Source organism: Pseudomonas sp. FW300-N1A1 (genome assembly GCF_058789115.1).
The window spans coordinates 1-742 of sequence record NZ_JBYTBK010000095.1; the positions used below are offsets into that span (position 1 = coordinate 1).

The following is a 742-nucleotide window of genomic DNA, read 5'->3' on the forward strand; positions in this document are numbered from 1 at the left end:
CGACGTTCGCTGGCCGAGAGGTTGGTGTTGATCAACAGCGGCTCTGCAAGCTGGTCACCGATTTTCTGCCGTGGGTTAAGCGACGCATAAGGGCTCTGGAACACCATCTGCACGTCTTTGCGCAGTTGCTTGCGCTGGGCCTTGTTGGCGCCGGCCACTTCCTGCCCGGCGATTTGCAAGGAGCCGGAGGACGGCTCTTCAATCAGTGTCAGGGCACGGGCCAGTGTGGATTTACCGCAACCGGACTCGCCCACGACGGCCAGAGTCTTGCCGGCTTCCAGCTCGAACGACACGCCGTTCAGTGCGCGAACCGTCGCATGGCCTTTGAACAGGCCACGGGAAACTTCGTAGTGACGGGTCAGGTCACGGGCGGTGAGAACGACGGCCATTACGCCACCTCCTGATTCAAAGGATAGAAGCAGCGGGCGAGGCTGTTGCTTTTCGGGTCCAGGGCAGGACGTTCTTGTCGGCAGTTATCCTGCACGTAAGGGCAGCGTGGCGACAGCAGGCAGCCTTGCGGACGGTCATAGCGGCCCGGAACGATGCCCGGAAGGGTGGCCAGTCGGGAAGCGCCCAGGCTGTGTTCGGGAATCGCCTTGAGCAGCGCTTCAGTGTACGGGTGTGCCGGGATGTCGAACAGTTGTGGCACCTGACCGACTTCCACCGCCTGGCCTGCGTACATCACGCACACGCGCTGGGCGGTTTCGGCCACGACCGCGAGGTCGTGGGTGATCAGCACCAG

The 742-nt window shown here is 62.7% G+C and carries 2 protein-coding genes; both read right to left on the reverse strand.

From position 1 onward, the window contains the following. A partial coding sequence (locus AC3WQN_RS25445; protein WP_492606974.1) for an ATP-binding cassette domain-containing protein occupies positions 1-389 on the reverse strand: 389 nt, incomplete at its 3' end. Further along, positions 389-742, reverse strand: a 354-nt coding sequence (locus AC3WQN_RS25450) for an oligopeptide/dipeptide ABC transporter ATP-binding protein (RefSeq protein ID WP_492606975.1), incomplete at its 5' end; no start/stop codon positions are given. The genes AC3WQN_RS25445 and AC3WQN_RS25450, both read right to left, overlap by 1 nt.